Source organism: Microbacterium sp. (genome assembly GCF_030149085.1).
Classification (GTDB): Bacteria; Actinomycetota; Actinomycetes; order Actinomycetales; family Microbacteriaceae; genus Microbacterium.
On record NZ_JASBSF010000374.1, the window covers coordinates 1 to 7,356 of the forward strand.

At 68.2% G+C, this 7,356-nt stretch carries 7 protein-coding genes; all 7 read right to left on the reverse strand.

Annotation, left to right across the window (positions count from 1 at the left end):
- Positions 1–737, reverse strand: a 737-nt coding sequence (locus tag Q1V87_RS15010) for an aminotransferase class V-fold PLP-dependent enzyme (protein WP_300594644.1), incomplete at its 3' end; no start/stop codon positions are given.
- Positions 738–791: 54 nt separating this feature from the next.
- Positions 792–1,715, reverse strand: coding sequence for a site-specific tyrosine recombinase XerD (xerD, locus tag Q1V87_RS15015; protein WP_300594647.1), 924 nt, complete (start codon positions 1,713–1,715; stop codon positions 792–794).
- Between the two features lie 2 nt (positions 1,716–1,717).
- Positions 1,718–2,308 carry an NUDIX hydrolase gene (locus Q1V87_RS15020; protein ID WP_300594650.1) on the reverse strand — a complete coding sequence of 197 codons (591 nt, stop codon included), beginning with the start codon at positions 2,306–2,308 and terminating at the stop codon, positions 1,718–1,720.
- A gap of 7 nt (positions 2,309–2,315) precedes the next feature.
- The gene (locus Q1V87_RS15025; protein WP_300594658.1) at positions 2,316–4,067 is read right to left on the reverse strand and encodes a CTP synthase; all 1,752 of its coding nucleotides are present in this window, start codon (positions 4,065–4,067) and stop codon (positions 2,316–2,318) included.
- A gap of 17 nt (positions 4,068–4,084) precedes the next feature.
- A complete protein-coding gene (gene recN, locus Q1V87_RS15030) occupies positions 4,085–5,782 on the reverse strand; it encodes a DNA repair protein RecN (RefSeq protein ID WP_300594661.1) in 1,698 nt (565 codons plus the stop codon).
- Entirely contained in the window at positions 5,779–6,702 is a 924-nt protein-coding gene (locus Q1V87_RS15035) for an NAD kinase (RefSeq protein WP_300594653.1), read from the reverse strand. Before Q1V87_RS15035 ends, recN begins: the two co-directional genes overlap by 4 nt.
- On the reverse strand, positions 6,699–7,356 hold a 658-nt coding region (locus tag Q1V87_RS15040; protein ID WP_300594655.1), incomplete at its 5' end, for a TlyA family RNA methyltransferase. The genes Q1V87_RS15035 and Q1V87_RS15040, both read right to left, overlap by 4 nt.

Sequence of the window (7,356 nt, forward strand, 5' to 3'; positions counted from 1 at the left end):
AGCTCTTCCAGCAGAGTCGTCGCCGCGACGGTGACACCGAGGGAAGCCCCATATATCTTGTGGGCGGAGAAGCAGATCGCGTCGGCGGGGATGCCGCGCACAGCCGAGACCGCGTGGGAGGCGGCTTGTGCGGCATCCACGATCACGATCCCGCCGGCGCGATGGGTGTCGGCCACGAGCTGATCCAGGCCGGGGGTGACAGTGCCGTCAACGTTGTTCATCGCGGAAACGACGACGATGGCGCGCTCGAGATCTGCCGGCGAGTATCGCAGGGCTCCGTCGGGCTCCCGACCCAGGAGAATCCGCGGCACACCGGCGCGCTGCGCGTAGCGCATCACGGGCACGAAGACCGAGTTGTGTTCGGTGTGGCTCGTGACGATGCGGGTGTAGCGCCCGACCGGCAACTGGAGCAACAGCAGATTGATGCCGTACGTCGTGTTCAGCGTGAAGCTGGTGCGGTAGCGACGCGGGGGCAGTGCAAGCAGCCGCACTACCGCGTCTCGTGTAGCCGACACGCGTTCGTCGACGCGCTTCCCCCATGCATAGTGGGTGCGCTCGCCGCAGGCGCCATACTCGCGGTAATACTCAGTCAGCGCATCGATCACCGGCTGGGGCCGGAGGGTCTGGCAGGCCGAGTCGAGGTAGATCTCATCTGCGCTCAGGTACGGGAATCCATAGCGCTGCCCGGTGGGCAAGGCTGCGGGGGGACGCGAGCGACGGATTCTCACACTGTCCATGCTCCACAGCTGCACGGATGCCGCCGCGGGCGGGAGCCGTGACAATTGAGCTGCTCAGCGCGCGCGAGGGTGCGAGGTCGCGTACACATCACGCAGGGCGTCGACGCTGACGTGCGTGTAGATCTGCGTCGTCGCGACGGAGGCGTGCCCGAGGAGCTCCTGCACGACCCGGACATCGGCGCCTCCCTGCAGCAGGTGCGTCGCGAACGAGTGCCGCAGCGTGTGCGGCGACACGTGCGCCTCCAGGTGCGCGCGTTCGGCGGCTGCCTGGATGACGAGCCACGCGCTCTGGCGCGAGAGTGGCGCCCCCCGCGCTCCGAGGAACAGTCGCGGACTAGCTTTGCCGCGGCGTGCGAGCTCGGGACGCGCGCGGGTGAGGTAGGCATCCACCGCGGCCCGGGCGTACGAACCGATAGGGACGATGCGCTCCTTCGAACCCTTGCCGCGCACTCGCAGGATGTCGCCGTCGGTCACGTCGTCGACATCGAGGCCTACAGCCTCCGAGACGCGCGCACCCGTCGCGTACAGCAGTTCGAGAAGCGCCCGGTCCCGCAACGCCACAAGGTCTCCGGGGGTTGCCGCCGTAGGTTCGGGACCCGCAGCAGCCAGCAACGCCTCGACCTGGGCGATGGTGAGCGCCTTCGGGAGGCGCCGGGGCATCTTCGGCGGCCTCACGTGCGTCGTCGGGTCGATGGGGTCAATCCCCTCGACCACGAGATACCGATGCATCCCCCGCACCGATGACTGCAGGCGCGCAAGACTCGTGGCAGCCGGTGGCGGATCGGATGCCGCGCGCTCAGCGATGTACTCGGTGACGAGCGCCGCAGTGACCTGGGTCGAGTCGTCGATGCCGCGGTCTGCGAGCCACTGGCGGTACGGCCCGAGATCACGGCGGTACGCGGCCACGGTGTGCGCCGACAGGCCCCGCTCGATCGTGACGTGGCGCAGGTACGCATCGAGCGCCCGATCGAGCTGCATCCTCAGCCCTGGCGTTCGCGACGCAGCACTTCGGCGGCGGCGAGCACCCCCACCGCGAGGATGCCGTTTCGCAGGCTCCCCTCGAGAACACCCGTGATGACCTCATCGATGGGCACCCACTCGAGCCGAATGTCGGCTTCCTCGTCCTCGCGCTCGTGCACCTGTGGCGCCGCGCTCAATCCGCGCGCAAGGAACAGGTGCACGACCTCGTCGTTGCCGCCCGGTGTCGTGAAGATGCTCACGAGCGGCTGGCACGACGCGGCAACAAGGTCAGCCTCCTCGGCAAGCTCCCGCTGCGCCGTCGCCATCGGCGGTTCGCCAGCGACATCGAGCAGTCCCGCCGGCACCTCCCAGTCCCGGTGACGAATCGGATGCCGATACTGCTGGATCAGCAACATCCGACCCTCGTCGTCGATCGCGACCACAGCCGCCGCCCCCGGGTGATCGACGTACTCGCGCACGATCTCGGCCCCGCCATAGCTGACGGTGTCGCTGCGCACATCCCACACCCGGCCCTCGTGAACGAGCGTCGACGAGACGACGGGAGCCTCGAACGGCTCATCGCGCACTGCGCCGCTCACCCTGTCAGTCATCCGATTCTCACTCATCCGATTCGACGTCGAAGAGCTCGCTCGCGCGGTGGCGGTCCAGGGCCGCGCTCACGAGCCCGCGAAACAGCGGATGCGGCGCCGTCGGCCGCGAACGCAGCTCGGGGTGGGCCTGGGTCGCGATGTAGTACGGGTGCACCTCGCGCGGCAACTCGACGTACTCGACAAGGTTCCGGTCGGGAGAGAGTCCCGAGAAACGCAGACCCGCGGTGGCGAGACGGTCACGGTAGGCGTTGTTGACCTCGTACCGGTGACGGTGGCGCTCTGAGACCCGTGTCGATTCGTAGACTTCGGCCGCAATCGAGCCCTCATCGAGCTGCGCCGGATACAGCCCAAGCCGCATCGTGCCGCCGAGATCGCCGTGATCGATGATGTCGACCTGCTCGGCCATCGTCGCGATGACCGGAAAATCGGTGTCGGGATCGAACTCGCTCGAAGACGCACCCGGGAGGTCCGCCATGTTGCGGGCGTACTCGATCACCATGCACTGCAGGCCCAGGCACAGGCCGAGCGTCGGGATGCCCTGCTCGCGCGCGAAACGCAGCGCACCGAGCTTGCCCTCGATCCCCCGGATGCCGAAACCGCCGGGAACGACGATCCCATCGACCGACGCGAGCGCCTTCGCCGCGCCCTCCGGGGTCTCGCACAGATCCGACGGAATCCAGGTGATCTTGACGTGGGTCTCGTGCGCGAACCCACCGGCCTTGAGGGCCTCAGTCACCGACAGGTAGGCGTCAGGAAGATCAATGTACTTTCCGACGAGGCCGATCGTGACCTCGTGCTTGGGGTTGTGGACCGCCTGCAGCACGCGGCTCCAGCGGGTCCAGTCCACGCGGTCGGCCTTCGCGATATCGAGCGCATCGACGATGTAGTCATCCAGCCCCTGGTCGTGGAGCATCGTCGGGATGTCGTAGATGCTCGGCACGTCGACCGCGTTGACGACGGCGCCCTCGTCGACGTCGCACATGAGCGCGATTTTGCGCTTGTTCGCCTCGGTCACGGGACGATCGCTGCGCAGCACGAGTGCGTCGGGCTGGATGCCGATCGAGCGCAGCGTGGCGACGGAGTGCTGCGTGGGCTTGGTCTTCTGCTCCCCCGAGGCGCCCATGAACGGCACGAGCGAGACATGCACGAAGAAGACGTTCTTGCGGCCCAGTTCATGCCGGATCTGGCGCGCTGACTCGATGAACGGCTGTGACTCGATGTCACCGACGGTGCCACCGATCTCGGTGATGATGACATCGGGCTGCGGGTCCTCGGTCGCCTGCAACCGCATGCGCCGCTTGATCTCGTCGGTGATGTGCGGGATGACCTGCACGGTGTCGCCGAGGTACTCACCCCGGCGCTCGCGGGCGATGACCTGGGAGTAGATCTGCCCGGTCGTGACGTTGGCCGCTTGGCTCAGGTCGATGTCGAGGAACCGCTCGTAGTGCCCGATGTCGAGGTCGGTCTCAGCGCCGTCATCGGTCACGAAGACCTCGCCGTGCTGGAACGGGTTCATCGTTCCAGGATCGACATTGAGGTAGGGGTCGAGCTTCTGCATCACGACCCGCAGGCCGCGAGCGGTGAGCAGATTGCCGAGGCTTGCGGCAGTCAGACCCTTGCCGAGGGAGGAAACGACGCCTCCCGTGACGAAGATGTGCTTCGTCGTCGTGAGGCCCGACGAGCGCTCTTCGACGGTGGAAGAAAGGGACGCCGGGGCGTCATCCGAAGGGGAACCGTGCGAGTCACTCGGGGTCTGCATCACGGGCTTCGATCCTATCAGTCGGCAATCGTGCCCAGGTCGAGCAACTCGCGGGCATGGGTGAGCGCTGCCTCGGAGTCTGGCATTCCCGAGAGCAGCCGCGCCATCTCGGCCTCGCGAGCGGCGCCGGTGAGCTGATGAACCCCGGATGCCGTGACGGCACCATCGCTGGCCTTGACCACGCTCAGGTGGTTGTTCGCGAAGGCCGCCACCTGCGCGAGGTGGGTCACCGCGATCACCTGGGATGTCTGCGCCAGCCGCGCCAGGCGCCTTCCCACCTCGATCGCCGCAGCGCCGCCGATCCCGGCATCCACTTCGTCGAAAACGAAGGTGGGTACGGCATCGACGCGGGCGATCACGACCTCGATCGCGAGCATGACGCGACTGAGCTCACCGCCGGATGCGCTGCGCGAGACCGGACGTGGCGACGAACCCGGGTGAGGCGCCAGGAGGATTGCTACGTCGTCGCGGCCCGACCGGCTGGGTGCTGCGGGGGTGACGGAGACCTCGACCTCGGCATCCGGCATCGCGAGAGCATGCAACTCCGCTGTCACGAGCTTTCCGAGGCGGGTGGCAGCCGCCGTGCGCGCCGCCGTGAGCGCCGCTGCCGCATCATCGAGAGCGGATGCCGCCTCTTCACGCTCCCGGGTGAGTCGCTCGACTCTTTCGCCGTCGTCGTCGAGCTCTGCGAGCCGTGCGGACCCGGTGTCAAGAAGCGCGATCGCCTCGTCCAGCGAGCCGTGCGCGCGCACCAGCTCGGCCAGCGCCGCACGGCGCTCCTCAACAGCGGCGAGTTCGTGCGGACCCGATTCATCGAGGTCGGCGAGGTACCCGGCGAGCGAGGCTGAGACATCGACGAGCCGGTACCCGATCTCGGCTACCTGCTCGGCGAGACGCTCGAGCTCGGGGTCACTTCCCGCGGCACGCTCCAGGGCACGCCGCGCCTCCCCCACAAGGGTCGTCGCGTCTGTTGCCTCGTCTTCGGCTGTCAGTGCCGCATGCGCCAGCGCCGCGGCCTCTCGCAGCGCCTCGGCGTTCGCGAGTCGCTCGGCCCGCTGCGTGAGCTCAGCATCCTCGCCGACGCGCGGGGCGGCGGCCTCGATCACCGCGATCGCGGCCCGGAGTTCCTCTGCTTCGGCCGCGCGAGCGTCGCGATCGGCGACGAGTGTCGTGAGCTGCTCGTCCAGCCGCTCCCACGTCGCGAACCGTTCCCGATACGCCTCGAGGGCCTCGGCGACATCCGCTCCCCCGAACCTGTCGAGCGCGTCGCGCTGCGCGGCACTGGAGCGTAGCCGCAGCTGTTCGGACTGCCCGTGCACCACCACCAGGTCATCAGCAAGATCCGACAAGACCGCCGCGGGGGCTGCTCGACCGCCGACCGCCGCCCGGCTGCGCCCCTCGCTTGAGATGATGCGTCCGACGATCAGCTCGGCTCGGGTCTCATCGATCGGTTCGACATCCGCGCCAGCCTCACGCACGCGCTCGGCCACAGGCCCATCGGGCGGCACCATCCACACGCCCTCCACGGATGCCTGCGCCGCCCCCGCGCGCACCGCACCGCTGTCCGAGCGCTGACCGAGAAGCAGGCCGAGGCCCGTGACGACCATCGTCTTGCCCGCCCCGGTCTCACCCGTGATCGCCGTGAACCCGGGACCGATGGGCAGGGTGGCCTCGGCTATCACGCCGAGGTCCCGCAGGGTCATCTGCTCGATCACGAACTCTCCGCCGCGGGTGACGGGCCGCGCCATCCTTCGACGGGCAGACGGAACTTCTTGACGAGTCGGTCGGTGAACGATGCGGGATGCAGGCGCGCGAGCCGCACGGGATGCTCCGATCGGCGCACGACGACGCGGGCACCGGCGGGAAGATCGTGTGAGCGGCGCCCGTCGCACCAGAGGATGCCGGTGCCGTTCGTGCGCTCGAGCAACTCGACGGCGACAGTGTGCTCGGGCGCGATCACGAGTGGCTTGGCGAACAGCGCGTGCGCCGACAGTGGGACGACGGCGATCGCCTCGACTCCCGGCCAGATCACCGGACCGCCGGCGGAGAAGTTGTAGGCGGTCGAGCCCGTGGGGGTCGACACGACGATGCCGTCGCAGCCGAACGACGACAGCGGCCGCCCGTCGATCTCGATCACGACCTCGAGCATCCGCTCCCGGCTGGCCTTCTCGACCGTTGCTTCGTTCAGCGCCCACGTCTCGTAGATGACCTGCTCGTCGCGGTCCTTGATCCGCACCTGCAGCGCGAGTCGCTCTTCGACCGTGTAGTCGCGGTCGATGACCCGCCGGACTGCCTCGTCCATGTCATCGCGCTCGATCTCGGCGAGGAAGCCGACGTGACCCATGTTGATCCCGAGAACCGGGGCGCTGCCCTCGCGAACGAGCTCTGCGGCCCGCAGGATCGTGCCATCGCCCCCGAGCACGATCGCCAGCTCGATGTCGGCGACGGCGACATCGGCCCCCAGTACGGCGAGCGGGCCGGGGATCGCGGTACCGAGTTCGGCCCGATCGTCGGAGGAAAGGACGGGGGTTGCACCAGCCTCACGCAGCGCACCGATCACGCGAGCAGCTGCGTCGACCGTTTCGGGGCGGAGCGCGTGCGCGACCACGAGGATGTTGCGGCCCTCGTTGGTCATCGTGCTCCCGTCAGCTGATTCACCGTGCTGATCCATTCTGTCGGATTGCTCCCCCGCGACGCGGCAAGATGCACGAGGTACTCGAGGTTGCCGTGGGTTCCCACGATCGGGGAGGAGATCACCCCGAGGGTGCCGAGTCTCGCATCCCACGCAGACCAGAGCACCCCCATGACCGCCTCGGAACGCAGACCCGCGTCGGTCACGACCCCTTCACGGATGCCGGTGCGTCCCACCTCGAACTGCGGCTTCACGAGCAGGATGATGTCGGCATCCGCCGCTGCGACGCGGCAGATCGCGGGAAGCACGTGCCCCAGAGAGATGAAGGAGAGGTCTCCCACCACGATCTGTGGTTGAGACTCCACCCCGGATGCCGAACGCAGCGTATCGGCATCCATGTACCGGACGTTGAACCCCTCGACCGAGATGACCTGGGGGTCAGAGGCGACAGTGGGCGCGAGCTGTCCGTGGCCGACGTCGACGGCAATGACAGGTGCCGCTCCCCGCTCCCGCAGGACCTGCGTGAACCCGCCGGTTGACGCACCGAGGTCAAGCGCGACTTTGCCCGCGACGTCCACCGCGAAGGCATCGAGCGCGGCACTGAGCTTGTGCGCGCCGCGACTGACGTAGTGATCGTCGGCTGCGACCTCGATGACG